Annotated in this window: 25 protein-coding genes and 2 tRNA genes; 13 read left to right on the forward strand and 14 right to left on the reverse strand. The window is 66.7% G+C overall.

All coding sequences use genetic code 11. The features are described 5' to 3' along the window. Positions 1-369: 369 nt before the first annotated feature. The 8 genes from PSV00_RS12805 to PSV00_RS12840 all read left to right on the forward strand — a co-directional run bounded on the left by PSV00_RS12805 (position 370) and on the right by PSV00_RS12840 (position 10603). Positions 370-2994: a Z1 domain-containing protein gene (locus tag PSV00_RS12805; RefSeq protein ID WP_300447856.1), complete on the forward strand. Its 2625-nt coding sequence runs from the start codon at positions 370-372 to the stop codon at positions 2992-2994. Then, positions 2991-4007: a PD-(D/E)XK motif protein gene (locus PSV00_RS12810; protein WP_300447858.1), complete on the forward strand. Its 1017-nt coding sequence runs from the start codon at positions 2991-2993 to the stop codon at positions 4005-4007. Before PSV00_RS12805 ends, PSV00_RS12810 begins: the two co-directional genes overlap by 4 nt. Beyond that, on the forward strand, positions 3985-5778 hold the full coding sequence (locus tag PSV00_RS12815; RefSeq protein ID WP_300447860.1) for a hypothetical protein: 1794 nt from the start codon (positions 3985-3987) through the stop codon (positions 5776-5778). Before PSV00_RS12810 ends, PSV00_RS12815 begins: the two co-directional genes overlap by 23 nt. A 2-nt stretch (positions 5779-5780) precedes the next feature. Further along, on the forward strand, positions 5781-6674 hold the full coding sequence (locus PSV00_RS12820; RefSeq protein ID WP_300447862.1) for a hypothetical protein: 894 nt from the start codon (positions 5781-5783) through the stop codon (positions 6672-6674). Continuing rightward, positions 6667-7422 (forward strand): hypothetical protein, encoded by a 756-nt coding sequence (locus tag PSV00_RS12825; protein ID WP_300447864.1) that lies wholly within the window; start codon positions 6667-6669, stop codon positions 7420-7422. Before PSV00_RS12820 ends, PSV00_RS12825 begins: the two co-directional genes overlap by 8 nt. Next, positions 7419-8924 (forward strand): AAA family ATPase, encoded by a 1506-nt coding sequence (locus PSV00_RS12830; protein WP_300447865.1) that lies wholly within the window; start codon positions 7419-7421, stop codon positions 8922-8924. Before PSV00_RS12825 ends, PSV00_RS12830 begins: the two co-directional genes overlap by 4 nt. Next, a complete protein-coding gene (locus PSV00_RS12835; RefSeq protein WP_300447867.1) occupies positions 8921-9781 on the forward strand; it encodes a hypothetical protein in 861 nt (286 codons plus the stop codon). The genes PSV00_RS12830 and PSV00_RS12835 overlap by 4 nt, the downstream gene beginning before the upstream one ends. A 126-nt stretch (positions 9782-9907) precedes the next feature. Next, positions 9908-10603, forward strand: a complete 696-nt coding sequence (locus PSV00_RS12840) for a hypothetical protein (RefSeq protein ID WP_300447869.1) — start codon at positions 9908-9910, stop codon at positions 10601-10603. Between the two features lie 318 nt (positions 10604-10921). On the opposite strand, the gene PSV00_RS12845 is transcribed toward PSV00_RS12840, so the two are convergent. The 7 genes from PSV00_RS12845 to PSV00_RS12875 all read right to left on the reverse strand — a co-directional run bounded on the left by PSV00_RS12845 (position 10922) and on the right by PSV00_RS12875 (position 15331). Beyond that, a tRNA-Ser gene (locus PSV00_RS12845) sits at positions 10922-11011 on the reverse strand. A 91-nt stretch (positions 11012-11102) separates the two neighbouring features. Continuing rightward, a complete protein-coding gene (locus PSV00_RS12850) occupies positions 11103-12041 on the reverse strand; it encodes an NAD regulator (RefSeq protein WP_300447871.1) in 939 nt (312 codons plus the stop codon). 4 nt (positions 12042-12045) lie between these two features. Further along, complete coding sequence (locus PSV00_RS12855; RefSeq protein ID WP_300447961.1) at positions 12046-12639, reverse strand: HD family hydrolase; 594 nt, start codon at positions 12637-12639, stop codon at positions 12046-12048. A 138-nt stretch (positions 12640-12777) separates the two neighbouring features. Continuing rightward, a complete protein-coding gene (locus PSV00_RS12860; protein ID WP_300447873.1) occupies positions 12778-13647 on the reverse strand; it encodes a methyltransferase type 11 in 870 nt (289 codons plus the stop codon). 93 nt (positions 13648-13740) lie between these two features. Then, entirely contained in the window at positions 13741-14613 is an 873-nt protein-coding gene (locus PSV00_RS12865; protein ID WP_300447874.1) for a MoxR family ATPase, read from the reverse strand. A gap of 77 nt (positions 14614-14690) precedes the next feature. Next, positions 14691-14888 carry a hypothetical protein gene (locus PSV00_RS12870; RefSeq protein WP_300447877.1) on the reverse strand — a complete coding sequence of 66 codons (198 nt, stop codon included), beginning with the start codon at positions 14886-14888 and terminating at the stop codon, positions 14691-14693. Further along, entirely contained in the window at positions 14885-15331 is a 447-nt protein-coding gene (locus tag PSV00_RS12875; protein WP_300447879.1) for a hypothetical protein, read from the reverse strand. Before PSV00_RS12875 ends, PSV00_RS12870 begins: the two co-directional genes overlap by 4 nt. Positions 15332-15500: 169 nt before the next feature. Between PSV00_RS12875 and flbT the strand changes: the two genes are divergently transcribed. The 3 genes from flbT to PSV00_RS12890 all read left to right on the forward strand — a co-directional run bounded on the left by flbT (position 15501) and on the right by PSV00_RS12890 (position 17280). Beyond that, a complete protein-coding gene (flbT, locus tag PSV00_RS12880; RefSeq protein ID WP_300447881.1) occupies positions 15501-15926 on the forward strand; it encodes a flagellar biosynthesis repressor FlbT in 426 nt (141 codons plus the stop codon). Then, the gene (flaF, locus tag PSV00_RS12885; RefSeq protein ID WP_300447883.1) at positions 15886-16251 is read left to right on the forward strand and encodes a flagellar biosynthesis regulator FlaF; all 366 of its coding nucleotides are present in this window, start codon (positions 15886-15888) and stop codon (positions 16249-16251) included. Before flbT ends, flaF begins: the two co-directional genes overlap by 41 nt. A 204-nt stretch (positions 16252-16455) precedes the next feature. Next, positions 16456-17280 carry a flagellin gene (locus tag PSV00_RS12890; protein ID WP_300447884.1) on the forward strand — a complete coding sequence of 275 codons (825 nt, stop codon included), beginning with the start codon at positions 16456-16458 and terminating at the stop codon, positions 17278-17280. A gap of 60 nt (positions 17281-17340) precedes the next feature. Here the strand turns inward: PSV00_RS12890 and PSV00_RS12895 are convergent, their stop codons facing one another. The 7 genes from PSV00_RS12895 to PSV00_RS12925 all read right to left on the reverse strand — a co-directional run bounded on the left by PSV00_RS12895 (position 17341) and on the right by PSV00_RS12925 (position 23114). Continuing rightward, entirely contained in the window at positions 17341-17982 is a 642-nt protein-coding gene (locus tag PSV00_RS12895) for an exopolysaccharide biosynthesis protein (RefSeq protein WP_300447963.1), read from the reverse strand. A 102-nt stretch (positions 17983-18084) separates the two neighbouring features. Continuing rightward, positions 18085-18273: a DUF3008 family protein gene (locus tag PSV00_RS12900; protein WP_300447886.1), complete on the reverse strand. Its 189-nt coding sequence runs from the start codon at positions 18271-18273 to the stop codon at positions 18085-18087. Between the two features lie 49 nt (positions 18274-18322). Then, complete coding sequence (locus PSV00_RS12905) at positions 18323-19492, reverse strand: isovaleryl-CoA dehydrogenase (protein WP_300447889.1); 1170 nt, start codon at positions 19490-19492, stop codon at positions 18323-18325. A 54-nt stretch (positions 19493-19546) separates the two neighbouring features. Then, on the reverse strand, positions 19547-21055 hold the full coding sequence (locus PSV00_RS12910; protein ID WP_300447891.1) for a lysozyme: 1509 nt from the start codon (positions 21053-21055) through the stop codon (positions 19547-19549). A gap of 100 nt (positions 21056-21155) precedes the next feature. Next, a complete protein-coding gene (mgtE, locus tag PSV00_RS12915; protein WP_300447893.1) occupies positions 21156-22577 on the reverse strand; it encodes a magnesium transporter in 1422 nt (473 codons plus the stop codon). A gap of 61 nt (positions 22578-22638) precedes the next feature. Continuing rightward, positions 22639-22723: transfer RNA gene (locus tag PSV00_RS12920), tRNA-Leu, on the reverse strand. Between the two features lie 139 nt (positions 22724-22862). Continuing rightward, entirely contained in the window at positions 22863-23114 is a 252-nt protein-coding gene (locus tag PSV00_RS12925) for a FliM/FliN family flagellar motor switch protein (RefSeq protein WP_300447895.1), read from the reverse strand. Positions 23115-23188: 74 nt separating this feature from the next. Between PSV00_RS12925 and lipB the strand changes: the two genes are divergently transcribed. Together lipB and PSV00_RS12935 are read left to right on the forward strand one after the other, a co-directional pair. Then, complete coding sequence (gene lipB, locus PSV00_RS12930) at positions 23189-23905, forward strand: lipoyl(octanoyl) transferase LipB (protein WP_300447897.1); 717 nt, start codon at positions 23189-23191, stop codon at positions 23903-23905. 106 nt (positions 23906-24011) lie between these two features. Further along, positions 24012-25682: an ATP-binding protein gene (locus PSV00_RS12935; protein WP_300447899.1), complete on the forward strand. Its 1671-nt coding sequence runs from the start codon at positions 24012-24014 to the stop codon at positions 25680-25682. Positions 25683-25698: the final 16 nt, after the last annotated feature.

Here is a 25698-nt window from a genome sequence, read left to right on the forward strand (position 1 = left end):
GTTCGAAACCCTGCTCCTCCAGCGCTGGGTGAGCGGTGGCGCGGGGGTCCTGCGATCAGCACCAACGAACAAACCGCATCCCACAGCCCCTTTGAACGACCACCGAGGGGGTTGAATTATTATCGGGCGAGCCGGGAGGGATTCCCAGCATTCGGCGTTCTGTCGCCAACTGTGTCGAGGGGTTGCGAGCGTTCGCAACAGATTGCGTGTCGTGACGAGCCGCGGCCGAGCGCGCCTCGACTTCCTGCGAGGCTGCGGACCCGCGGCGCGTCGCCTGAGCCAATTGAATGAGAGATTGACCCTCGACATGGGCTACACGTAGGCGTTGATCTCCGGAGGTCCAACGCTACTGTGGTGTTCGGAGGGGCGATGAATCAGGACAAGGGCAGTGGGGTCTCGCCTCAGGTCGAGATGTGGATCCGCCAGATCAGGAGTCAGATGGCCGCAGGGCTCCCTCTGCCGGCTGCCGCAAGCGCTGCGCGGCGAGAGCTGGAGCTGCTCCTCGGCGCGACGCTCGAAAGAGCCCAAGCGGATCAGTGGGCGGCGGCGCAGGAACACATCCGGGAAGGGCTGGAGCGCCCCATCGAATACCTGCGCCCACATTCGGTTCACAAGCCGCGTCGGCCCGAATGGTATGAGGGCAGCGCGGCCACGGACCTGCACTGGCCATCTCTGAAAGCCTTTCTCCTGCAGCGCCGCCGCTGGTCCGCGTCCACGGTGGACGGCATCGAAGACACCTCGGCCGAGGTGACCGGCATGCTCGAGGATCCCTCACTGGCCTCCTTTTCCGGCCGTGGCCTTGTCGTCGGTCATGTTCAGAGCGGCAAGACGGCGAACATGACCGCGGTCATCGCGCGTGCAGCGGACGCGGGCTATCGGTTTGTAGTCATCCTGTCGGGTCTGACGAACGCCCTGCGCCGCCAGACCCAGTCCCGCTTAGTCAGCGATCTCATAGCCCGAAATCCGGAGCTCTGGCACCTTCACACGACTGTGGAGGATGACGGCGACTTCCAGACACCCCCCAACCGCTGGTTCTCCAGCATGGATCCGATCCAAGTCGCGGTGATCAAGAAGAACGTCACCCCGCTTCGTCGACTGATCACGGCGATTGAACGGACCAGCGAGACCCTCCGGGCGAGGATGCCGGTCCTGGTCATCGATGACGAATGCGATCAGGCGAGCGTCAACTCGAGCGGCAGCGCCTTCGACAGCACCGCCATCAACGAGGCCATTCGCACTCTGATCGCCCGCCTTCCGCGGGTCCAATATGTCGGCTATACGGCGACCCCCTTCGCCAACGTTCTGATCAACCCCCATACGGCAGAGGGAGCGCTGGACGACCTCTATCCGAGGGACTTCGTCACGGCCCTGCCCGCCTCTGACGAGTATTTCGGGACCGAGGCGCTCTTCGGTCGACCGCCGAACGACGCAGACGCCGAACAGCTCGAGGAGCAGGGGCTGGATATGATCCGGGAGGTCCCGGCCGCCGACGCGGCGGCGGTGCGCCCGGCCTCGAGGGCGCGCGCCGGCTTCTCCCCGACCGTGCCGCCCTCTCTCGAAGAGGCGCTCAGGTGGTTCGTGCTCTCCTCGAGCGCCAGGCTGGCGCGTGGTCAGGAGGGCCAGCATTTCAGCATGCTGATCCACACGACCGTCTATACCGACGCCCACGAACGGATCGCAGCGCTGATCCGCGAATGGAAGGCGGGCATCGAAGCGACGCTCACCCAGATCGAACCCGAGCTGGAGGCGCTCTGGGTCAGCGAGGCGGCTCGGGTGGACGGCAGGCGGTGGGGTCTGGATCCCCTGCCTTGGTCCTCTGTCCAGCCCTTCGTCAGAAGGCTCGTCGAGGAGCTCGAGATCATCGTGGAAAATAGCATCAGCGAGAGCCGGCTCGATTTCGGCCGGGGCACGCCGTGCCGCTACATCGTGGTCGGCGGCTCCGTGCTCGCGCGCGGGCTGACGATCGAGGGGCTGTCGGTAAGCTATTTTGTCCGCAGCTCGAGCCAGTACGACACCCTGCTCCAGATGGGGCGCTGGTTCGGCTACAGGCCCGGGTACCAGGATCTGCCCCGTATCTGGATGACGGCGGATCTTGCCGGCGCGTTCCGGGATCTTGCCCAGGTGGAGGCCGAGATCCGGCAGGACATCGCAGAGTATGCGCGGCGCGACCTCACCCCAATGGACCTTGCGGTTCGCATCCGCCAGATACCGGGAATGTCGATCACCTCGGCGGCCAAGATGATCGCTTCGGAGACCTGCGATGTCAGCTTCTCGGGCGAACACCTGCAGACCATCCGCTTCGCGAGCGACGATCTTGATCAGCTGAACCGGAACTGGGCGGCGGGCGCAGGTCTGCTCGACCGGATCTCCCAGGCTCGGGACGTCGAGACCGTCGCAAGGGGACGACTTATCCGCGGGGCACCGCTCGATGCCGTCGCGGACTTCCTCGAGACCTACTCAGCCTCCAGTCGCGACGCCTTCGGAGCTCCCCTGATGGAGTGGATCGCACGCGAGGCGGAAACCGGCCCGGCGTTCCGGACGTGGAATGTGGGCCTGATCGAGCCGGCGAAGGGCAGCCCGTCCATGGGCGCGCTCGGCACCATGGGACCGGTCCGCACGGTCCGGCGCGCGCGCCTGTCGGCGCGCCGGGGCGATGGTCTGGCCGACATCAAGGCGCTCATGTCCCGCCGCGACGTCCTGTTCGACGTCGAAGGCAACACGGGTCCGGACGACTGGGCAGCCCTCAAGCGATACCGACAGAATGTCCTCGGCGACGAGATCCCCCTGCTTTTGCTCTACGCCATCGAGGCGAGATCCGAGCCGACGCCGGGAACGACCTATCGCGCCCCCCTGGACGCGGCGACCGATGTGCTTGCGATCGGACTTGTCCTGCCCGACAGGGGCCAGCGCCGCAGCTTTGTCAGGGTCACCCTAGACCGTGAGGATGCCGACGAGGGCGAGGACCTGATGGCCGATATCGGCGGACTCCAGTGACGGCCTTCTCGATGTCGGAGGACTGGGCGCGGCTGAGGCGCGCGGGCCAGGACGCCGCGAGCGGCCTGCTCGGCCTCGCGTCGATGGAACTGGAGGCGCGTGCACCGGCAGGACGGCTGCGGCTGGCTGTGGGTCCGGCGGGTGAGCTTCTCCTGCTGGCTCCGGTCTCCGCCGCGTCCCCGCCCGGGGCGCTCCCGACCGCCGACGGCCTGCAGGTCGGCGAGGTCACGCTGCGTAGCGACGGCCGCTCGCAGCGGTTCCTGCAGCTCGCCTGCAGCGAACCCTCGCTAGAGGGCGTCTTCACGGACGTGGTGACCCAAGTTACGGCCCGCGTGGCCGACGGCGCTGCCCCGCTCGAGGCTATCGAGAGCACCATGCGCGACTATCGCGCCCTTCTGCGCAGGGCACCGGACCCGTCGCTGGACGAGGGACGGCTGATCGGCCTGCTGGGAGAGCTCCGCATCCTTGTGCGTATGCTCCAGACCCGTCCTGACGCTTGGCGCGCTTGGGCCCCACTGGCGGGTCGGCATGACTTCCGGGCCGGAGATCTCGCCCTTGAGGTCAAGACCACGCTCAGGTCGCAGGGGCGACGGGTCACGATCTCGTCGCTCGAGCAGCTTCAGGCGCCGGAGGGCGGGACTCTCGGACTGAACCTGCAGGTTCTCGAACGCGACATGAACGGCACTCTCTGCCTGTCGGCGCTCGGTCACCAGGCGCTGGCCTTGGCCGGCGGCGCATCGGAGCTGGAGGTCCTGTTTGGCGAGTGCGGCTGGCGGCCGGACGCCTCGGAGACCGAACCGCGCTTTTCGCTCTATGTGGAAGAGACCTATGTGCTCGGCCCCGGCTTCCCTCAACTGACGCCGGGCTCTCTTCTAGAGGGAAGGCTACCCGCGGGCGTGTCGGGCGTCACCTATGGCCTCGACCTTTCGACGGCCTCAGCCTTCCTTGTCGCCGAGGACCGGGCGCGTGCACTCGAGGAGGATCTGGCCCGTGCCCCTGCACCTCTTCGCTGAACCGTTCCCGCCATCGGGCGCGCTGTCCGGTCGCGGCGCGCGCAAGCTGCTGGGAGCCCACTCCCTGACGCCGATCGAGGTGCTGGTCCGCGAGGCGGGCCAGAACGCCTGGGATGCGCGTCTTGAGGCCTCAGGCCAGATCCGGATGACGTTCCGTCTGCGCAGACTCCTCCCGGATCAGGCCGACATGTTGTTCGGAACAGTCCTTGGGGAACGCCCAAAGGCGGGCGGCGGTGCCGCGGGACTGGGACTGGCCGAGGCCGATCCGTCACCGCTGGTAATCGAGATCGCGGACTTCGGGACCCGAGGTCTCGGAGGGCCGACCCGTGCGGATCGTCCGGCGGCCAAAGACGAGGAGCGGAACTTCGTCAACCTCGTGCGCAATATCGGGGCCTCCGAGGACGAGGATGACCGTGGCGGAACCTACGGCTACGGCAAGATGGCCACCTTTTCGGCCAGCCGCTGCGCGACCCTAGTGATCGACTCGCTCGCGAGACAGGGAGACGGCGAGGTCAGAAGGCTGATCGGCTGTCAGGTTGCGGACCCCTATGATGCAGGCGACCTCAGGCATACGGGCCGGCACTGGTGGGGTGAGCGCGAAGACGACGGCTTCGCCGCGCCCGTCGAGGGCCCGGACGCCGAGGCGCTCGCGCGCAGCCTAGGCCTGCCGGAGCGCGCGACTGGAAGCACGGGAACGACGATTCTGATCGTCCACCCCGACGTCGATCCCGTCGAGGCCGCGAACGAAATCCGGCGCTCGCTCCTGTGGTGGTTTTGGCCCAAGATGATCGACCAAGGCGCGGGCCCGGCCATGACCTTCGATCTCGAACTCGAGGGCGAGATGCAGACCATTCCCTCGCCCGAGAGCACCGCTCCGCTCGACATTTACGTTGAGGCCTGGCGAAAGCTGAAGGCCGGTGACCCGGGCGTCATCAAGACCCGCGTGGCCAGCTATGGCAATCTCGTCACCGGCCAAGTTGCCACCGCCCGCGGCTTTCACCGGCCGAGGACCTTCCTGCAGACCGGACCGGCGAGCGAGAGATCGCACCACATCGCGCTGATGCGACCCGTGGAACTGGTGGTGACCTATCTGGAGGGCACGCCGCTCTCCGCCGAGGAGGTCGAATGGGGGGGCGTGTTCATCTGCGATGAGGCCAACGAGGTGCTGGCCGCCTTCACGGCAGCCGAGCCGCCCGCTCACGACGCCTGGTCGCCGGAGACCCTTCGCGGACGACCGTTCCGGATCGTAAACCGGAGCCTGGAACTTCTCAGGCAGGTGGCGAGGGAAACCGGCCAGCCAGTTCAGGTGATCACGGGCACGAGCGAGACCCAGCCGCCTCTCGCCATTCCCTCGCGGCTTCTCGGCCGACTACTGCCAGACGATCCGGACGCTGACGGCCCCGGTCGCAGGTCAAGGCCCATCAGGGGAGCCCGCAAGCGCTGGCAGGTCGAGGCGCCGGAATTCGTCTCGCTGGAGCAGGTCGGCGACCAAGTCCATTCGCTCTTTTCCGTGAACGCCAGAAACTCCAGCGCGCGCCCGATTGTCGTCGAGGCCCGACCCGGCCTGTTCATCGACGACCGGCTGACCACGGAGACAGATCTTGCGGACGGCAGCCACATCCGGGGGCTCGGCTGGCAGAATGCCGAAGGGGACGTCCGATCCGACGGAACCCATGTCGTGATCGAGCCTGGCGCGAACGAGACCCTGACTTTCCGGATCCTGATGTCCGGGCTGGCGGCCGTGGGCCTGACGCTCCGGGTCGAGGCCTGATCATGGCGTCCATCGCATTTCCCTATCTTCGGATCCGGCCGGACAATGTCTTGGCCGACACTTGGACAATCGAACGCGGCGAGCACGTCAGCTATCTGACCGAGAGGCTCGAGGACTGGGATCCGACCGAGGTTCTCCACCTGCGCCGCAGGATCCGGCTCAACTTCGACCAGGCGGCGCTAGCCCTGGGCGTGCCGGCCGGCAACCTCGTCATGCGCGCGAGCCTCATCTTCGGCACCGGAGGGCCACGGGGCGAGCGGCTCCGCACGATCCGCGAGTCGCATCTGCTCACCCAGGCCTCGCCCGAGGCCGAGTTCGCCTTGGTGCTGGAGGGAGACGAGGTGTCGGAGCGTCTAGCGCTGAGAACCATAATCACCCTGCACGAGACGGCTCCAGGGTCCGCCTTGTCTCCTGCCCGGCCGGGGGTGGAACTCTGGCACGACTTGACCCGCATGGGCCTAGAACCCGAGGAGCCGCGGTTCGCCATCCAGGTGGAGAGCTTCGCCTCCGTGTTCAGGGACACGCCACACGCGCTCTGGCGGCTGGACTGGACTCCGGCCGTGATCGATCGGGACATGGCCGGAAACGTAAGGCTCTACGTCAACGCCGATCGCCCCGAGTTCGTGGAACGCGTTAGCGCCGGCGACGCTTCGACGATGAACATGATGACCGCGGCCGTGATGGAACAGCTGGTCTCCTCCGTCCTCGCCCATAACGCCGCCCCTGAAGGAGACGAGGCCCCGACCTCGATTGCGGTCACGGTCGGCGGATGGATCGAGCAGGCCTTCCCCGGCCAAGACGCGCCAAGTGTCCGGGAACTCGTCAGACGGGACCCCGCCGCCTTCTCCGCCGGTCTGGCGACCCTCGCGGCCGAACTGGGACACGCAGATGACTGACGTCACGCCGCCACCTCCCCTCATGCCGCGCCTCTCTCTCCACGGCGTCCGGCGGCTGCTTGCTAGCGCCGAGCTGATGCAGGCTCCATGGAGGGAGCGCCGGGCCGCCGCTGAGCGCTGGACAACCCTGCCGCCAGTTGGCGGTGCAGTCGCCGGCGAGGCGGCTCTGGCGGCTTTGGCCGAGGATCTCTTGGCCATCGCGACCGCCAGCGGCTTTCCCGACGACGACAGGCAGGCGGCGGTCTTCGATGCCGAGGCCGCCGTCCTTCTCGGCCAGGGCGGTCACATGCGGGAAAGCGACGCCCTGCGAGACGACGTCTGGGCCTTTGTGGCCACCGTTTTGCTGCCAGAGATCGTGCGCTGGCGCTTCGGATCCCAAGAGGAGCGCTATCGCGGTGGCGTCCGCAACGTGTTCCAGCGGCTCTGGCTGCGCGCCATGGCCCTCGATCGCGGACCCCAAGCCGGAGAGGAGCGCTGGGACTTGGCTCGCGCTCTCAACGAGGACGCGATAGCGGCCATCATCGAGCGGCCCGGCTTGGCCGGCTCCCGGGCCGTGTCGCGAGCTCTCGGCGAGCGCTGGCACCAAGAACGTCTGACGGCGGGGCCGGGCGGCTTGGAGGACCGCATGCGCAGCGTGGCCCGCAACCTGCTGGTGACCAACCAGGTTATGCGTCTCGAGCTATTGGGAGCCGCCGACCTCGAGGCCGAGATCGATCGACTGTTTATCAGCGCGGCTGCAGCGCCTTGAAGCGGTTCGTCGCGCCCCGCAACGCGCGGATCAAAGCGGACGACAGCCGTTCGCTCGGGCGCTGGATGCTGCGCCGCATGCCTCTCGATGAGGAGGGCATCCGATGCGCATTCGAGCTCTCCCGTCTCGCGCCGTCGGGCGACGCGGTCATCGGCATGGTCCGGATCATGCGGAGCGGCAACCGGGCAGGGCGCACCTTCCTGCCCGAGACCTTCGACGCGCTGGGGTCGCAGTATGCCTCCCTCGGTGCAGAGCCGGGCTTCTACGACCGGATTGTCGAGGTCGCGGGAGATCACCTCGCGCGCGAGGTGCTGGTCGCATTGAGGGACATCGCCATCGACCCGGCCGCTGCGGCGATTGCGGACGCGGATAATGCGATCCGCAGTGCGCTGCTTCGCACCTCGCCGGCCATCGCGGCCCGTGAGGAGGGCGGCAGCCGGTTCGCCAACCGGATCAGTCCGAGAGACCTCTCGCCGCGCCACCTGCGCTTTCAGTCCTCATCGGGCGCGGATCTCCGTCTCGAGTTCACCTTCGATGACCTCCTGCCGGGCCGCGTCTGTGTCGTGGTGGGGCAGAACGGCTCGGGCAAGACTTGGCTTCTTGCCCGGCTTGCGCTCTGCGCTTTCGAGCCGGGCGCGTCGAAAGACAGCATCGAGGGTGACCTGTCGCTGACGCGCATCCTAGCCTTTTCGTACAGCGCATTTGACGAGTTCGACGTCCCTGGCGAGACGCTCGCGGAGCGGCAGGCCTACGTCCGCCAAGGCCCGAATGTCGGCTACGCCTATTTCGGTCTTCGAGATCTGTCGCGGAGCCGCAGGCAGGAGGACGCGCCCCTAAAGGGCTCCAGGAGCATCGCAGCCGACTTCGACGACGCCTTGTCGCTGGCAATGGATGACGACGACGGCCTGCTTCAGGAGCTCGTCACCCTGCTGTTCAAGGAGAGTTCGTTCGGCGGATTTCATGCAGCGCCCTCGGATGAGGAACTCGCCGACCTGACCCTGCTGCGCCGACGCTTCCGGCGGTCCAGTACGGGACACAAGTTCGTCCTGCTGCTCATGGTCCAGCTGGCCGCCTTTGTGCGCAAGGGGACGCTGGTCTTGATCGACGAGCCCGAGGCGCATCTGCATCCGCCGCTCCTCGTCACCTTCCTGACCCTGTTGCGGGAGGTCCTCCTCCGACGCGACGCTTGCGCGGTGGTCGCCACCCATTCGCCGCTGGTCGTCCAAGAGACACCCGCGCGGCATGTCTGCATCGTGGAGCGGGACATCGGCCTGACCGGAATCCGCTCACCCGAACTGGAGACCTTTGGCGAGGACATCGGCGAAATCTCCCGCGAGGTCTTCAGGCTCCAAGCACCGATCGGCGACTATCCGGGCGTGCTCGCGCGCTTGGCCGACTCGATGACGCTGCAGGCGATCGAGGCCCTCTTCCCGCGGGGGCTGAGCGGACAGGCCAGAGGAATGATTATGGCCCGCCAAGCCCGACGGCGGGCAGGTCGATGAGGTCCCTGCCGACCCCTGTGAGGGATGCGGAAGCTGACCTGCGCCTGTGCGCGCGCAGGGTCAGGAATGAGCGACGCCTCGTCATCCGGGTCCGGCTCGAGGACGCGCTCGCCCAGTACGACGACTATGTCGCCGGAAGGGGGCGACCGGACGCGGTCGCCGCCAGCCGGGATTGGCCCGAGAGCTCTGCGTACTTCGCTCTGTACGACTTTCTGGGCGAGCGCCGTGCGCTTGCAGGCCTGCGGCTGGAGCTGAGGGCGGCCGCGGGCGGACGCTGCCTGCTCTGCTCCAGCCGGTCCGTCGACGGCTTGGACCACCATCTGCCAAGATCAGACTATCCGGCGCTCTCGATCCTGCCGGTGAACCTCGTGCCGGCCTGCGCGCACTGCAACACCCTGAAGGGCAACAACTGCGATCCCGTGGTCGCGCGTCAGTTCGTCCACCCCTACTTCGACCGCCTCCCGCGTGACCAGCCCTGGCTGACCTGCGAGGCCTTCGACGCCGCTGGGGTCTGGTCGCCGGTGTTCAGTATCGACGATACCCATATCCTCGACCCGGAAACGCGGGCGCGCACGGCGTGGCAGTTCGACCAGCTGGAACTGGCCGATGAATATCACGAGTCCGCGGTCAAGCAGGTCGCGGGGCGTCTGCGCGAATGGAGCACTACGGTCAGGGATGGCGGGGTCCACACTCTGGCACGCCAGCTACGTCTCGAGATGATGTCTGAAGCGGACGAGTACGGAGCTAATCACTGGAAGCCCGTAGTCCTGCGCGGAATTCTCGCCGATCCCCGTTTTCACCGCGACCCCCTTCCCCTGTTCGGCAATCCCCGTCCCTTCCCCGGAGATTGGCGATGATAGGTCACGTTCATCCGGCGACTGGACCCGTCGCGCAAGGAAGGACGACGACCTTCCGGGCCGACCCGACCGGCCGCGCGGCCGTCCGGGCGGACAGAGGGATCGACAGAACAGGGAGGAGATCCCGTGGAGCGGATCGAAGACTTTAGCGACGAACGTCACAAGGCTTGGTGCATTCACTGCGGGGCGGTGCTGAACGACACCTTGACCAACCGGGATCACGCGCCGACGAAGTCGCTGCTCAATCGACCGCTCCCGCACCACGTCCCGCAGGTGCCAGTCTGCGCGTCCTGCAATAACGGCTTCTCGAAGGACGAGGCCTATCTCGTGTGCTTCTTCAGCTGTGTGCTCACCGGTTCGACAGAGCCCGAGGCGCAGGTCATTGCGGCGGCCTCGCGCCTGCTCGAGAGCAATCCCGGCCTCAGGGCGCGTCTTGACCAGGCCCGCAGCACCGACGCCGCGGGGGCTAGCGTATGGGTGCCCGAGACGGCCCGGCTCAACAGGATCATCGTGAAGAACGCAAGGGCCCACGCCTTCTTCGAGCTAGGCGAACCGCTCCGTGACGAACCAACCGACGTGGTCAGCGTGCCCCTGAACGCTATGTCTGCCGAGTTGAGGCATAATTTCGAGAGTGTGGTCTGGGAGGTCTGGCCAGAGGTCGGAAGCCGGCTGATGACCCGACTGGCAACCGGCGAGGGCCTCGTCGACGGCTGGATCGTCGTCCAGCCCGGGATCTACCGCTACGCCGTCCTGCAGGACGACGGCATCGTGGTCCGATCTGTTATTCGCGATCACATCGCCATCGAGACCCGCTGGGCCTGACGGGTGCCAAGAGCGGCGAAGGCCAAGAAGCCGCACCGTCGGCAACCGGCAGACTGCAGGCATCGGGCCATACGCGGTCGGTCCAGTCGTTCACCCACGAAAGCTAGGTAAAAATCATTGGCCGCCGCATGCATCTGCATTGCGGACGCATCCGCGAGGAGCATTGTCTCCGAAATAATTTTTCGCGGGCAGCCAACTCGGCCAGCGTGACCCCCACCCCCCCCTAAGATTCTCGAAGACAGAGACTTCGGCTTAGATGGGCGTGATGATGGGTGTTGACTCCATCCAGCCCGCATATTCAGCGGTGACCGGGGCCGGTGGCGGAGAGGGTGGGATTCGAACCCACGGTACCCTCTCGGGCACGCCGCATTTCGAGTGCGGTACATTCGACCACTCTGCCACCTCTCCGCGAGGTCGAAAGTCGCTTGGTCGAGCGAGGGGCTTCTCTAATGGCAGCGGAGCCGGGCCGCAAGCGGGCAGGGCAAGAAAAGCGCCGCGCTCAGCGCTGGGCGGGCAGCGGCAGGCCCATGGCCTCGCCGCCCTGGCCCTCGGCACCGGAAACACGGAACAATTCGGCCGGGCGGCCGCCGGTGCCGGTCGACAGTCGGCCGGTGGCCTCGACCAGGCCGGTGCGTTCGACACCGCGGCGGAAATTCTGCTTGTGCAGGGTCAGGCCGGCGACCGCCTCGGCGGCGGCCTGGAGCCCGGACAGGGTGAAGGCCGGGGGCATCAGGTCGAACAGGACCGGACGGTATTTGAGCTTGCTGCGCAGCCGGCCGAGACCGGTGGCGAGGATCCGACGGTGGTCGGAGACCATGGCCCGGCCCGGAGCCGTCGCCGGGACCGGCCGCTCCTGATCGCGAGCCGCCTCGGCCACCAGCCCGGCCTCATAGAGAAGTTCATAGCGTTCCAGCACCCGCCCCTCATTCCAGCGGTGGGCCGGGGTCAGGGCGAACAGGCTCTCACTGCGGGCGAGGCGGCGGGCGTCGTCACCGGCCCAGGCCCGCAGGCCCGCGATCAGGCTATCGCCGGCGACAGGGCCGCCCTGGCGGCGGTCCTCCCAAGGGAAGAAGTCCAGCGCCGGGGTCCAGCGCGCGTCGGCGGCGGGCGCGGCGGTCGAGTCCGCCGTCAGGGCCAGATAGCCGATCGAGATTTCGCGGCGATCGTCGGGGCCGGGGGTGGCGCGGGGGGAATCGCGACCGGCGTCACCGAAGGTATAGAGCTGTTCGACGAAGCCGAGGTGAAAGCCGGTCTGGGCCGTGACGAAGGCGCGCAGGGCCAGTTCGAAGGTGCGGTCGCGGACCGGATCGAACGGGCCGAAGGGCAGGGCGGCGGTGCCGGCCTCGCCCTCGGTGGTCAGGACGCAGGCCCGGCGGTCGCGCAAGGCGATGACGACGGCGGAAAGGCTGATTCGCACGCCCTGTTCGCCGGTCGGCATTCGCCTACTCCGTATGCCAGGCGTCGGGAGCCGGCAGGATGCCGACCGCCTCGGCCAGGACGCGGTAACGGTCGAGATAACGGGCCTGGGCCACCGAGGCGGGCAGGGGGTCGATGATCAGGTCATAACCGGCCGGCGGCGTGCCGAACAGGCGCAGGGATTCGCCCCGCTCGAACCCGGCCAGCTGGGTGGCCTCGAAGAAGGCGCAGGCGCGGTCGGCCTTCTTGATCAGGGTCTTGATGGCGACGGGGCTTTTCGGCGGCAGGCCGAAACGGACGTGGATGGCGCTCTCCAGCCGGGCCTCGAAAGCCTTGTAGTTGACGCCCAGGGCCGATTTGAACGGCGAGATCATGTCGCCGATCACATATTCCGAGGCGTCATGGAGCAGGGCGGCCAGCCGCCATTTCGGCTCCAGGCCGGGCCTGATGTGGGCGGCAATTTCCTCAACCACACAGGAGTGCTGGGCCACGGAGAAGGCGTTCTCGCCGATGGTCTGGCCGTTCCAGCGCGCTACCCGGGCCAGGCCGTGGGCGATGTCCTCGATCTCGATGTCGAAGGGCGACGGATCCAGCAGGTCGAGGCGACGTCCGGACAACATCCGTTGCCAGGCGCGGGGGGCCTTGCTGGAGGGGGTGGCTCTGGGGCGCTCGGCCAAGGTCGGGAATCCTGCTCGGTTGGGCAGGGTCAGGTGACCCATCCGCGCCGTCTGATCAAGGCCAGGTGACGAAAACTCGTCCTATCGTCCGACGTTCAGGGTCACCAGGTCGCGGGCGTCGGCGAACACCCGGCCCCGTTCCTTGTCCCGGGACCGGATCGTGGCGATCACGACCGGACCGCCCTGGGGGCCACGCGCCTCAAAGCCGACCAGACGCCAGCCGGCCTCCGAGGCCTCTGGGTCGGTGAGGATCCAGGTGATCCGGGTTGAATCCCCGCCGGTGCTGGTCCGCACCTCGGTGCTGTCGGCATGGGACTGGATGCTGACCCGGTCTTCGCCGGAGCGGATATTGACCGTGCCCGTGCCGTCATTGGACTGGATGTTGATACCGCCGATGCGCACGCTGGACCGGTCGCCGTGGGATTCGATGTTTATGCCCGGCAGTCTGACGTCGGCGTCCTCGCCGCGGGTCTCGATATGGACGCCCGGGACACGCACCGTGGCGGAATCGGCCGCCGCCGCGGCATCGGCGCGGGCGGCATCGGCGTCGGCCCGGGCCGCATCGGCATCAGCGTGGGCGGCCTCGGCCGCGGCACTGGCCTCGGCCGCGCGCAGTCGGGCGGTGGTCAGTGGCATTTCCCGCGACAACCGGGTCTCGAAAGCCTGCAACACCGTCTCGATCGACGTATTGTCCAGCCGGACCAGATGCAGGCTGACCTCGGCCCCCTTGGCCCCGGTATAGGTGCAGACGGTTCCACCGGCGCGGGCCGAGCCCTTGCGGGTCAGGGTGCCGATGGTCTGGGGGCACTGCAGGGCGTCGACGATCTTGAGCACCCCGCGCGGGCCGTCGTCGCCGGTGTGGGTGCTGGTAATCCGGATCGTGCGTTCACCGTCGCAGGCCGCCGTCAGGGCGGACAGGGCGCAGATCATGACGAAGAGGGGACGTCTCATTGTCGCCGGTTCCTGTTCATATCGCCATCGTGGTCTCTTTCCGGCGGCAATCCAGTGAAATCGCGGTAATTTCCCGGGCGACACCGGGCCGGATCAGCTTCCCGGACGGGCTCCCTCGCGGCGGTTGAGGAAGGCCAGCCGTTCGAACAGATGGACGTCCTGTTCGTTCTTCAGCAGGGCACCGTGCAGCGGCGGGATCAGTTTGTTGGGGGATGTCTCGCGCAGGGTCGCGGGATCGACATCGTCGACGAGCAGCAGTTTGAGCCAGTCCAGCAGCTCGGAGGTCGAGGGCTTCTTCTTCAGGCCCGGCGTGTCGCGGATTTCGTAAAAGGTCTTCAGCGCCTCCGACACCAGTCGCGGCTTGATGCCCGGGAAATGGACATCGACGATGGCCTTCATCGTCTGGTCGTCGGGGAAGCGGATGAAGTGGAAGAAGCAGCGCCGCAGGAAGGCGTCCGGCAGTTCCTTCTCGTTGTTCGAGGTGATGACCACGACCGGGCGGATCCCGGCGCGGATGGTCTCGCCGGTCTCGTGGACGAAGAATTCCATGCGATCGAGCTCCTGGAGCAGGTCGTTGGGGAATTCGATGTCAGCCTTGTCGATCTCGTCGATCAACAGCACGGGGCGGACCGGGCTGGTGAAGGCCTCCCACAGCTTGCCCGGCTTCAGATAGTTGCGGACGTCGTGGACCCGCTCGTCACCCAGCTGGCTGTCACGCAGCCGGGACACGGCATCATATTCGTAGAGGCCATTGTGGGCCTTGGTCGTCGACTTGATGTGCCAGGTGATCAGGGGTGCGTTCAGGGCGGCGGCCATTTCGTAGGCCAGAACGGTCTTGCCGGTCCCAGGCTCGCCCTTGATCAGCAGCGGCCGCTCAAGGGCGACAGCGGCGTTGACCGCGATCTTCAGGTCATCGGTGGCGATATAGTTCGACGTGCCTTCGAACCGCTCGGTGGGCCGCTTCATCGGATACTCCGCTCAATCTGCTGAGAGGCCTAGCCGATCCACCCCCGGGTTAACAACGATCAGTTTGAGCCGCGAGGTCAGGTGATGTGTTTCGGGGTCGGCGAATCGCTGGCGGGAAAGGTCTCCTCCACCGCCTCGTCGATCAGGGCCTCCTGGCGGTTTTCCGCACGGCGTTCCTTCTCACGCAACTGGTCGGGTTTGCCGGTCTGACTCGGGGCCGGGCGGCTGGACGGGGCGTCGACATCGGATTCGCTGTGATCGGGTTTGCGGGTCATGACGGGTTCCTTGAAAGATCGGGATCGGTATCGACCGCATCGGGGCCGTAGCCGAGATCGGCGATATCGTCGTCCGAGAGGCGTCTGGCCTCCCAGTGGGCGGCGCTGGCCTGGGCCCCGCGGACGTCGCGCATCAGCCCGGTGTAGACCAGTTCGATTTCGCCGGGCGCGACGGGTTCGTCGTCCTCATCGTCCCCGCGCGGCCGTCCGGTCTGGCCCAGCAGCACGTCGGCCTCGGCCTCGAAGGCCTCCGAGGCGAGGCGACGCTCGCGGTCGCCGCGTTCCGCCCCTGACGGCCGGTCGTCATAGCCGCTGTCGCCAGCGGCCCGGGTCACGTCGAGCACAGGGCCTGCCTCATCGAGAAGCAGGTCACCGTCACCCTCGTCATCGATATGGGTTTCGTCAAAGATCTCGGACTGATCCTGAGCGTCGGGTTCGGTCACCGGGCCTGTCATCGCCGCCTCCTGTTCAGGAAAGCAACGCCCGGCCGACCCGTGCCGTTCCGCATTTCTTTGGCGGCGTCACAAGGGATGGTTAACCACGGATGTTTAGCGTCTGTTGTTGTCCGTGCCCCTAGCGTCATTCTGCGGGCCAGTTGGAGATTTCCCGGAAATGCCGCTCAAGCTGTCGCTCAAGCCCGGCGAGAAGTTCGTGCTCAACGGGGCTGTCGTCCAGAACGGCGACCGGCGGGGCGTGCTGATCCTGCAGAACAAGGCAAGCGTCCTTCGCGAGAAGGACATCATGCAGTCCAGCGAGGTCACCACGCCGGCCAGACGCATCTATTTCCCGGTCATGATGATGTACCTGGACGAAATCTCGGCCCCGAAATTCTTCGACGAGTTCGCCCAGCGGCTCTCGGAATTCATGAGCGCCACCCAAAACCCGGAAATCATGTCGGACTGTATCGCGGCGTCGCGGCACGTCCTCGCCCGGGAATATTACAAGGCCCTGATGTCGGCCCGAAAACTGGTTGAATACGAAGAGCAAAGGCTGGGCAATGTCCCTTCAGGCGTACAAGACAGCCTCGACGAGGGCTGAGTCCCCCCGGGCGATGGAGTACCGGCTGTTCGGCCAGGTGACGCGTGCCCTGATGCACGCGGCGACGGTTGACGCCTCTGACATCAAGACGCGGATCGACGCGCTGGACTGGAACCGGCGTCTCTGGTCGACTCTGGCCACCGACTGCAGTGATCCGGGCAATGCGATGGCCAAGCCGTTGCGGGCGCAGATCATCTCCATCAGCCTGTTCGTGGGTCGTCACTCGTCGCTGATCATGCGGGGGGATGATGATTTCCAGACGCTGATCGACATCAATCGCATGGTCATGCAGGGGCTGGCGGGGGCCGATCAGGCGGCCGCCTGACCGGTTTGAACGACTAGGCAAACAGGGCCGTCACGACCGGGTCGGACTTGCCGGGTGGGGCGGTGCTGCTCCATAACCTGTTGAATTAAAAGAGGGGTCGATGCCGCATGCGTCGGCCCCTTTCTTGCGTTGGACCTTCCCGAACCAGAACCGGTTCGCCGGCCAGAAGGCCGTTCCCCACCTCCAGAACGGAAGGATCCGCCGATGACTTCGGTGAACACCAACGTGGGCGCAATGATTGCGCTCCAGAACCTGAACGCGACGAACGCCCAGCTGGAAATCACCCAGAGCCGGATCAACACCGGCAAAAAGGTCTCCAGCGCCAAGGATAACGGGGCCATCTGGGCAATCGCCCAGGGTCAACGGGCCGACATCGGCGCGCTGGGCGCGGTGAAACAGTCGCTCGATCGTGGCGTTGCCGCGGTCGATGTGGCGCTGGCGGCGGGCGAGACGGTCTCCGACCTCTTGCTGCAGATGAAGGAGAAGGCTCTGGCAGCGACCGATTCGTCGCTGAAGACTGCGGCACGGTCCGCGTTGAACGAGGATTTCAAGGCCCTTCGCGACCAGATCACCAGTGTAACCCAAAACGCCGAATTCAATGGGGTCAACCTGCTGGATACCGGCGCGGCCGGGTTCGGGGCTCTGGCCAATGTGAGCGGTACATCCACCCTGACCGTGGCCGCCGAGGTCATGGCGCTGGGATCGACCAACGTCTCCGTTTCGACCACCCAGGCGATCGACACCCTGTCGGCCGCCACGGCCTCCCTCACCGCCGTGAACGATTCCATCGATGCTGTTTCGGGCGCGCTCGCGCGTCTCGGCACCTCCTCGAAAGCGCTCACGACCCATATGACCTTCGTCGGCAAGCTGACGGATGCTCTGGAAGCGGGGGTAGGTAACCTGGTCGACGCCGATCTGGCGAAGGAAAGTGCCAAGCTCCAGGCGTTGCAGACGAAGCAGCAACTCGGAGTTCAGGCCCTGGGCATCGCCAATCAGTCGCCGCAGCTGATTCTGTCGCTGTTCAAGTAACGTTCAGGTCCAAACAAGCGCCGGAGGGGGAAACCTCTCCGGCGCTTCCGTTTGCGCGTGTCAAATCAGGTGGTTGAACCAGTTCAGCAGGCCGGTGATGACGGCAACCACCGTCGTCCAGACCAGCACGACATAGACGCCGCACATCACCGTACCGACGCCGCCGATCAGCACGGCCAGGCCATCGCGCTGGGTGATGGCCAGGCCGAAGATCGCGATCGTCAGGGCCGGCAGCATATCGCCCAGGGGTACGGGCAGGGCCAGCATCAGGGCCAGGACGAAGCAGATGACACCCGTAATCACATCGGCCATTTCGCCGGTCAGGATCGGCAGGCGCGGGCGTGTCAGTCGCTCGATGGCGCGAATGGCCCCCAGTACCCGACCGCCGCTGGCCTTGCGATAGGCCGCGCGGCTGACGGAGACACGAAGCAGCCAGCGCGGAAGCCAGACGGTCTGACGCTGAATAGCCAGTTCCAGGGACAGCAGCATGATCGGTACGCTGAACACCGCCTTGCCGCCCGGAGGCCAGGGAAGCAGGGCCATCAGCGCCAGCATCAGCATCAGGGCCCCGAAGGCCCGCTCGCCGAAGGCCTCGACGACCTCGGCCAGGTTCAGCTTCGGATCGTCGCCATAGCCCAGGCTCTCGATCACTTCCGATAGCGTGCGCTTGGCGTCGGAGGGCTGGATCGTGAGGGGCGTCATGGTCAAGCGAAGGATCCTGGCGGGAATGGCCGATGCCACAGGTAGGGGGGGGGAGCCTCCGACGCCACCGGCCGGTCCGAGGAATCGACCCGAAAGACCCGATCAATCGCGATCGGCGTGGTCCGGAAGACCCCGGCGCGGGGTCTGCGCCAAATCTTCCAGCTGCTGTTCGGTCATGGAGGCGAACATCTCCCGGGACGCGCCCCGGAGTCCGGATTCAGGCGTGTCACCGCGTTTGGCCGACAGGGCGGCTCCGGCGGCTTTCTGCTGGGCAGCGGATCGGGCGGGCATGGGTCGGCTCCTTTCATAAAAAGGAACCGGTGAACGGGAGGCTGGTTCCTCAGCCTCCCAGGAGTTCGCGCCCGATCAGGAAGCGGCGGATCTCGTTGGTGCCGGCTCCGATGTCATACAATTTGGCGTCACGGACCAACCGCTCGACCGGCCATTCCTTGGTGTAACCGGCCCCGCCGAGGGCCTGGACGGCCTCCAGCGATACCTTCACGGCATTCTCAGACGCCAGCAGGATCGCGCCCGCCGCGTCGTAGCGGGTGGTCTTGCCCTGGTCGCAGGCGCGCGCGACGGCATAGACATAGGCCCGGGCCGAGTTGAGGGCGACGTACATGTCGGCGACCTTGGCCTGCATCAGCTGGAACGAGCCGATCGGCTTGCCGAACTGTTTGCGCTCGCGGACATAGGGCAGGACCACGTCCAGCGCCGCCTGCATGATGCCCAGCGGACCGGCGGACAGCACGGCCCGCTCATAGTCGAGGCCGCTCATCAGCACACCGGCCCCGCCGCCGACCGGTCCCATGACATTCTCTTCCGGGACCTCGCAGTCCTCGAACACCAGTTCAGCGGTGTCGGAGCCGCGCATACCCATCTTGTCCAGCTTCTTGGAGACGCTGAATCCCTTCATGCCGCGTTCGATCAGGAAGGCCGTGCAGCCCCGTGATCCGGCTTCCGGGTCGGTCTTGGCATAGACGACGAGCGTGTCGGCCGAGGGGGCGTTGGTGATCCAGAATTTGGTGCCGTTCAGCACATAGCGGTCGCCGGTCCTTACCGCCTGGGTGCGCATCGACATGACGTCGGAGCCCGATCCGGCCTCGGACATGGCCAGGGATCCGACGTGTTCGCCGGAAATCAGTTTCGGCAGATATTTGCGCTTCTGGGCCTCGGTGCCCCAGCGGCGGATCTGGTTGACGCACAGGTTGGAGTGGGCCCCGTAGCTGAGGCCAACCGAGGCCGAGGCGCGCGACACCTCTTCCATCGCCACCACGTGTTCCAGATAGCCGAGGCCGAGGCCGCCGAACTCTTCCTCGACGGTTATGCCGTGCAGACCCAGCTCGCCCATCTCGGGCCACAGGTGGCGGGGGAAGGTGTTGGTCTCATCAACCTCGGCGGCCATCGGGGCCAGCCGGTCTGCGGCCCAGCGGGCCGTGGTGTCGCGGATGGCGTCGGCGGTCTCGCCGAGGCCGAATTCCATCGATTGGGGGGCGTTGGGAATGCTCATGGCGCGGGCGTAGCACCGGGACGAAGCCGGTGCAAAACCCAAACGGGGACCGGTTCAGTCCTTCCGGGCACGGCCCCAGCGCATATAGAGGTTCAGCGAGGAAACCACGACACAGACGCCACCGATCACCGCCAGGGTCCAGGCGACGACCGTCGTCTCACCCATCGGGGACGGTTCCTCCAGGGCGAGACGGAAGGCTGCGGCCGAAAAGGCGCTCGCCAGCAAACCGACGCCGCCCATGATCAGGAAGGCCCCCGTCTGGCTTTTCTCGAACCGGGCCGGCGTGTCCGATTCGACCTCATGGCGCAGGACGGCCAGGGCCGGCTCCTCCACGAACAGCGGTTCCTGGGTTTCGGCGGCGTCCGGACGCTGGGCCGCGGGCCAGACCGGGCGATCCTCGACGGGCGCGGTGTCGGTGTCCAAGGCCGTCAACACCAGCGGAGGCCCCCCGAAAGGCGCGGCGACAGGGGCGGGGGCAGCAAAGGGCTGGACGACCGTATCGTCGGTGAGGGTCACGGTGACGGCGGCGGCGGCGGTCGGCTCGACGATGTCCGGCGCTGCCGTCCCGGTCACGGGAGCGGCAGCCACGGACGGCTCAGGTGCCGGTTCCACGACGGGACCTGTGTCCGTCAGCCCATCCGCTTGGACGACCACAGCCATCTTGATGCTCATGGCCACGGCTGCGGCCTGGAGGACCGGTGCGGTGGTCTCGGCTGGCAGGGTGGGGACCGGCGGAGTCGCCGGGACCGTCGTCAGTCCGGGCAGGGGTCCGACGATTCCCGCCGAATAGGGGGAATAGCGCTGGAACTGCATCGCGCCGGTTACCGGAGGGGCGACTGACAGGGTCGAGGGGGCGTCGGCCGCGGGATCGCCCTTCGGCTCGACAGCCGGTTCGGCGGGCTGGCTGGCGGCGTCCGTGGAGGCGGACGGTGCCGCGCCCGTGTCGATCTCCGGCGCAGCAATCCCGGGCGTGGCGTCCGGTGCCGGTTCGTCCGTCTCGACCGCAGGCTCGCCCAGGAGGGTGGCCACGGCGGCGGCCCGGGCCGCCGTAGCGGCGACGGGGGGCACGTCAGTATCCTGCGGCTCGACCACCGGAGCCAGCGGCGCGGTCAGCAGATCAGCGAGATGCACCGGCCGGTCAGGGTCGGCGTTGAACAGGGCCCGTTCAGCGACCCGGCGCCGGGTGGCCGCATCCAGCGGCACCGGAGCGGGCCAGCCGATCAGGGCGTCGGCGGCCTGGATCAGCAGGCCGTCGTTCACGCGCTGCAGCACGTCGGAGCCGAGGAAGCGCTCTACGCCGATGGACAGGGCAAAGCTGGCGAGGGCGTCGAACTGATGCTGGTTGACCGGTCGGGTGACCCCCTGGTTGATCCCCTTGACCACCGGCATCAGGTCATATTGCAGCAGCAGTTCGGCATCAGCCTCGGCCACGGTCAGCCCTTCGCGGGCGGAAGCCGTGTGGCCGTAGCCGATGACCCAACGGCCATCCTCGCCGGGAACCGCTTTTGAGCGGAAGCCGACAAAACTCTTGATGAGGATGACGCCCTCACGGGAGACTTTCATGTGTTTCGTGGTCACTTCGGACAACTGACTGACCCAAATCGAGACGGGCGCGGTCGCCCGATCAGGGAACCAGCAAGCGGCGGGCCGCGCATCTGTCGTCCTAGATCAGGACCAGGGCCGCGAGGCCGAGGAAGACGAAAAAGCCCACAGTATCGGTAATCCAGCTGACGAAAACCGGGGACGAAACGGCCGGGTCGCGATCGAGCTTGTCGAGCGCCAGGGGGATCAGGGTGCCGGCCAGGGAGGCGGCGAACAGATTGATGAGGACGGACAGGCCGATCACGAGGGACAGCATCGGCTTGCCGAACCAGATGGCGGCGATCCCGGCCATCAGGACCGCCAGGGTCACGCCGTTGGTCAGGCCGACCATGACCTCGCGGCGAACGATCCGCAGGGCATTGGCGGCGGTCAGTTCGCGGGCGGCCAGGGCGCGCACCGCGACGGTCAGGGCCTGGGTCCCGGCATTGCCGCCGATGGAGGCAACGATCGGCATCAGCACGGCCAGGGCCACCAGGGTCTCGATCTGGCGCTGGAACAGGCCGATGACCGATGAGGCCACCACGGCGGTGCCCAGGTTGATGATCAGCCAGGGAATGCGCGAGCGGACGATGTCCATAACGCTGCCGTCGCGCCCCTCGTCACTGACGCCGGCCAGGCGCAGGATATCCTCGCGGTTCTCCTCCTGGATGATGTTGACGATGTCATCGACGGTGATCTGGCCGACCAGCCGGCCGCCGTCGTCGATGACCGGGGCCGAGATCAGGTGATATTTCTCGAAGATGTAGGCGACTTCTTCCTGGTCGGTCCCGACCGCGATCTCGTTGATCGGCTCCATCAGGTCAGACAGCTTCACATCACGCCGGGCGCGCAGCAGCCAGCTGATCGGAACACCACCGATGGGACGGTTCAACGGATCGACGACATAGATGTCGAAGAACAACTCGGGCAGGTCGTCGGTCTGGCCGCGAACGTGGTCGATGGTGTCGCCGACGGTCCAGAACTGGGGCGCGGCCATCACCTCGCGCTGCATCAGGCGGCCGGCGGAGTCCTCGGCATAACCGAGCGAGGATTCGATCGCGGCGCGATCCGTCTCGGGCATGGCGGCCAGCACGCGTTCGCGCTGGTCGTCCTCGAGGTCCTCGACCACCGCGGCCGCATCGTCGGAATCGAGCTCCTGCAGCGCCTCGGCCAGGATCAGGTGGGGAACGCGTTCCAGTACCTCCTCGCGGATGCCGTCATCCAGCTCGGGCAGGGTCTCGGCCAGCAGCTCAGGCGGCAGCCACAGCACCACAACGCCGCGATGCTCGGACGTCAGGAACCCCATCAGGTCGGCCACGTCGGCCGGGTGGAGGTCTTCAAGGAGGGAGCGCAGTCGCTGGCCGTCGCCGTCATCAGCGGCGTCGACGACCTTTTCGACGAAGGAGGCCGTCAGGACGTAGTCCTCGTCGAGGGCCGAATGGTCCTCGACGAGGGTGTCACTGCCCTTGATCCGGCTCAGGGTGGCGGAGTCCGTGTTTTTCACGTGTCTGCCTCCCTGATTGGTACAGCCTGATCTAGCCGGTGACTCGTCCTGTTTAGCCAGATGGTGCGGTCGAGAAGACTCGAACTTCCACGGGTTGCCCCACAGCGACCTCAACGCTGCGCGTCTACCAATTCCGCCACGACCGCTCGCATCGGAGCGGGGGCAATAGCGGAGAGATCAGCGAAAGGGAAGAGGACAATCCACCTGGTTGGCCTGCCCCCGGGTTTCCGGGCTGCGGATGGGTTCAGGCTGGGCTAGGCGTGGCTTTTGAACGCTGTCCGGCGATCAGGCGGCACCGGCCATGAAATCATAGACGTCGGCGGTGCGGGTCACTGTGATGGCGATGCGATCCTCGCGGATTTCGATCTCGCCGCGGGCGACCGGATGGTTGTTGGCGAGGATCCAGACCTCATCGTGCTCGGAGGCGTCGAGCGGGATGACGGCCCCGCGCCCCATGCGCAGCAGCTGGCTCATCGGCAGGACCGACCGGCCCAGAACGACGGAAATCTCGACATCGACGGCTTCGATCTGACTCACAACGCACTCTGATACTGGGGTCTGCGCGGACGGTTCATCTTGCATGGGGCCCTCAGGACCCACATTGAAGGCTCATGCTTTCCCACACGTTAAATCCCGAGGCTTCCCCCCTGATTCGTTCCGACGGGGCGGTGATCGGCTGGGCGGTCTCTGATGGACAGGTCGATTATCCGGCGGCGGTCCAGGCGATGGAGGCGCGGGTTGCGGCGATTGCGGCCGGCGAGGCCGGGGAGCTGATCTGGCTGCTGGAGCATCCGCCGCTCTATACGGCCGGAGTGTCCAGCAAGGACGCCGACCTGCTGGATGCCGGCCGGTTTCCGGTGCACCGCACCGGGCGGGGCGGCCAGTTCACCTATCATGGGCCCGGCCAGCGGGTGGCCTATGTGATGCTGGACCTGAACCGGCGGGGACGCGACGTGCGCGCCTTTGTGCGGGGCCTGGAACAATGGCTGATCGGGGGGCTTGCCGTTTTCGGGGTCGAGGCCGGGGTCCGCGAGGGTCGTGTCGGGGTCTGGGTCGGACGCGGTGGTCCCGGCTGGAGCCGTGAGGACAAGATCGCCGCCATCGGGGTCAAGGTGCGCAAATGGGTCAGCTTCCATGGCGTCAGCCTGAATGTGGAACCCGATCTGGCCCATTTCAGCGGCATCGTGCCCTGCGGAATTGCGGAGCACGGCGTGACCAGCCTGGTCGACCTCGGCGTCCTGGCCACGATGGACGAGGCGGATGCGGCCCTGAAGGCGTCAGCGCGGCAGGTGTTCGGTATGCTGGTTCCGGAGCGTCCACCGATCTGAACCGTATGGGGACAAATACGCAAAAATCCGAGGCCGGAAGGGTGGGGTTAACCGTCACCGCTGCAGAGTGACGTGTCTGCAGCCTGACCTCGCCGGAGAAGTTCCCTTGATCCACAGGACGCCGTCGACCGATTTCGTCGCCGAAAGGTCGACACAAGACCAGAATTCGGCCGGACCGGACGCTGCGGCCGAACTGTCGCTGGATATTGCCACCTTCTTCGACGTGTCGCTGGATATGTTGTGTATTCGCGACCTGTCAGGCCATTTCGTCAAGCTGAACCAGGCCTGGGAAGCGGTGCTGGGCTACCCGCTGCACCAGCTGGAGGGGCGGCCGCTACTCCCGCTCATCCATCCGGCGGATGTCGAGACGACCGCAGCCCATATGGCCCGGCTCGACGAGCAGGAGCCGGATGGCGCGGTCATCGACTTCGTTAATCGTTATCGTCACGCCGACGGCAGCTATCGCCGGCTTGAGTGGCGGGCCCGTCGCTCCGGACAGCGGGTCTTTGCTGTGGCCCGCGATGTCACGGCCCGACAGGCGGTCGAGGACGAGATGGCCGCAGCGCGGGAGGCGGCCGAGGCGGCCAGCCTGGCCAAGAGCGAATTCCTGGCCAATATGAGCCACGAGATCCGCACGCCGCTGAACGGGATTATCGGTATTGCCGCCGCGCTGGAGCGCACCGGCCTGACCGAGGGCCAGCGCGAAATGGTCGGGCTGATCGAACAGTCGGGCGTCACGCTGGAACGGCTGGTTTCGGACATTCTGGACGTCTCCAAGGTCGAGGCCGGCCAGCTGGATATCGAAATCCACGAGATGGACCTGGTCACCGAGCTCGACATGATTGTCGATCTGGTGCGGGGACGGGCCGAGGCCAAGGGGCTGGAGTTCGTGGTCGAACGCGGTGAAACGGCCCGTGGTGACTTCCTTGGCGACAGCACCCGGATCAAGCAGATCCTGTGCAACCTGTTGTCCAATGCCGTTAAATTCACCGAGACCGGCCGGGTTCGCGTCGGAGTGGGCATCCAGGACGACCATCCGTGGGCCGGGACGGCGCTGCTGACGCTGGAGGTCGAGGATTCCGGCGTCGGCTTCGGTCCCGAATTCGCGGCCAGCATGTTCCAGCGCTTCAGCCAGGCCGACGGGACCATTACCCGGCGCTTTGGCGGTACCGGACTGGGGCTGTCGATCTGCCGTTCGCTGGTCGAGTTGATGGGCGGCGATATCGAGGCCCGGTCAGAGCCCGGCAAGGGCAGTCTGTTCCGCGTGACCGTGCCGATGTCGCGCATTCGCTCGCTGGAAGACTACGACGCCCGCAAGGTCGAGGTTCAGGCCATGCCCGAGGCGGCAGAGTCGCTGCCGGTTACGTCTGATGGACCACGCGTGCTGCTGGCTGAGGACCATCCGGTCAACCAGCGCGTGGTGCAGCTGATCCTCGCCGGCCGGGTCTCCGCCCTGGTTACCGTCGGCAACGGGGCCGAGGCTGTTGCCGCCTTTGAACGCGAGACGTTCGATGTGGTGCTGATGGACATGCAGATGCCGGTGATGGACGGACTGGCGGCGACGCGAGCCATCCGGGCACTGGAACAGGCCGGTCCCGGGGTACCGCGCACCCCGCTGATCATGCTGAGCGCCAATGCCATGACCCGGCACCAGCAGGACTCGCTGGCGGCCGGGGCCGACATGCACCTGCCCAAGCCGATCACCGCCGCCCTGCTGCTCGAAGGTATCGACGCGGCCCTGGCCGCCGCGGCCATTCCGGCACGTGCGGCGGGCTGACGGCCGGAGCGTCCCC

It is taken from the genome of Brevundimonas sp., assembly GCF_029945885.1.
Taxonomy (GTDB): Bacteria; Pseudomonadota; Alphaproteobacteria; order Caulobacterales; family Caulobacteraceae; genus Brevundimonas.

What these genes read in the sequence shown, in the direction of transcription:
- PSV00_RS12805 (WP_300447856.1), top strand. Translation starts at nt 370, where the DNA reads ATGAATCAGGACAAGGGCAGTGGGGTCTCGCCTCAGGTCGAGATGTGG.
- PSV00_RS12820 (WP_300447862.1), top strand. Translation starts at nt 5,781, where the DNA reads ATGGCGTCCATCGCATTTCCCTATCTTCGGATCCGGCCGGACAATGTC.
- PSV00_RS12825 (WP_300447864.1), top strand. Translation starts at nt 6,667, where the DNA reads ATGACTGACGTCACGCCGCCACCTCCCCTCATGCCGCGCCTCTCTCTC.
- PSV00_RS12835 (WP_300447867.1), top strand. Translation starts at nt 8,921, where the DNA reads ATGAGGTCCCTGCCGACCCCTGTGAGGGATGCGGAAGCTGACCTGCGC.
- PSV00_RS12850 (WP_300447871.1), bottom strand. Translation starts at nt 12,041, where the DNA reads ATGCCGACCGGCGAACAGGGCGTGCGAATCAGCCTTTCCGCCGTCGTC.
- PSV00_RS12855 (WP_300447961.1), bottom strand. Translation starts at nt 12,639, where the DNA reads ATGTTGTCCGGACGTCGCCTCGACCTGCTGGATCCGTCGCCCTTCGAC.
- PSV00_RS12860 (WP_300447873.1), bottom strand. Translation starts at nt 13,647, where the DNA reads ATGAGACGTCCCCTCTTCGTCATGATCTGCGCCCTGTCCGCCCTGACG.
- PSV00_RS12865 (WP_300447874.1), bottom strand. Translation starts at nt 14,613, where the DNA reads ATGAAGCGGCCCACCGAGCGGTTCGAAGGCACGTCGAACTATATCGCC.
- PSV00_RS12870 (WP_300447877.1), bottom strand. Translation starts at nt 14,888, where the DNA reads ATGACCCGCAAACCCGATCACAGCGAATCCGATGTCGACGCCCCGTCC.
- flbT (WP_300447881.1), top strand. Translation starts at nt 15,501, where the DNA reads ATGCCGCTCAAGCTGTCGCTCAAGCCCGGCGAGAAGTTCGTGCTCAAC.
- flaF (WP_300447883.1), top strand. Translation starts at nt 15,886, where the DNA reads ATGTCCCTTCAGGCGTACAAGACAGCCTCGACGAGGGCTGAGTCCCCC.
- PSV00_RS12890 (WP_300447884.1), top strand. Translation starts at nt 16,456, where the DNA reads ATGACTTCGGTGAACACCAACGTGGGCGCAATGATTGCGCTCCAGAAC.
- PSV00_RS12895 (WP_300447963.1), bottom strand. Translation starts at nt 17,982, where the DNA reads ATGACGCCCCTCACGATCCAGCCCTCCGACGCCAAGCGCACGCTATCG.
- PSV00_RS12900 (WP_300447886.1), bottom strand. Translation starts at nt 18,273, where the DNA reads ATGCCCGCCCGATCCGCTGCCCAGCAGAAAGCCGCCGGAGCCGCCCTG.
- PSV00_RS12905 (WP_300447889.1), bottom strand. Translation starts at nt 19,492, where the DNA reads ATGAGCATTCCCAACGCCCCCCAATCGATGGAATTCGGCCTCGGCGAG.
- PSV00_RS12910 (WP_300447891.1), bottom strand. Translation starts at nt 21,055, where the DNA reads ATGAAAGTCTCCCGTGAGGGCGTCATCCTCATCAAGAGTTTTGTCGGC.
- lipB (WP_300447897.1), top strand. Translation starts at nt 23,189, where the DNA reads ATGCTTTCCCACACGTTAAATCCCGAGGCTTCCCCCCTGATTCGTTCC.